Source organism: Pseudomonas sp. NPDC087598 (genome assembly GCF_044743525.1).
GTDB lineage: Bacteria > Pseudomonadota > Gammaproteobacteria > Pseudomonadales > Pseudomonadaceae > Aquipseudomonas.
In genome coordinates this window covers 1-778 of sequence record NZ_JBIUWQ010000152.1, presented here as the reverse complement: position 1 = coordinate 778, position 778 = coordinate 1, and the positions used below count along the sequence as shown (strand labels likewise).

Below are 778 nucleotides of genomic sequence, written 5' to 3'. Positions count from 1 at the left end.
ACGCCCACTGCAGAACAACGCCCAGGCCGCTCAGCCAGAGCAGGCCGCTGCCGAACATCACAGCGATCAGGATGAACACCAGCTCGCCGGCATACATGTTGCAAACAGACGCAGAGCCAGAGAGATCGGCTTGGCGATCAGAGTCACGAATTCCAGCAGGAAGTTCACCGGGATCAGCAGGGCCTGAACGAAAACGTTCTTGCTGCCGAACGGGTGCAGGGTCAGTTCGCCGATGAAGCCGCCGATGCCCTTGACCTTGATGCTATAGAAAATGATCAGTGCGAAAACCGACAGAGCCATGCCCAGAGTCGCGTTCGGGTCGGTAGTCGACACGGCACGGAACGGGATGTGGTGGTCGCCGGAGATCAGGATGGCCAGCTGAGGAATCCAGTCGACCGGTACCAGGTCGACGGCGTTCATCAGGAACACCCAGACGAAGATGGTCAGTGCCAGCGGTGCGATCACCGGGCTACGGCCATGGAAGCTGTCTTTCACGCTGCCATCGACGAATTCGACCAATACTTCAACGAAGTTCTGCAAAGCACCTGGCTGACCCGAAGTTGCCTTTTTTGCCGCCATGCGGAAAAGAAGAACGAAGATCAGACCCAGCGCGACCGACCAGCCGAGGGTATCGACGTGGAAAGCCCAGAAGCCCATTTCTTTGGCTTCTGCTGCGGTGTGGGCAAAGCCCCAGCCGCCGTTAGGTAGCTGACCGAAGGTCAGGGTCTGCACGTGGTGGTGGGGGTAGCCCGAAGCGGGGGTGTGGGCGCGGGTTGCG

General features: G+C 59.6%; 1 pseudogene. It reads right to left on the bottom strand.

The annotated features are described in order from the left end of the window. Nucleotides 1-723, bottom strand: a pseudogene (gene atpB, locus ACIOWE_RS30165) (F0F1 ATP synthase subunit A); the annotation flags it as partial. Nucleotides 724-778 lie beyond the last annotated feature (55 nt).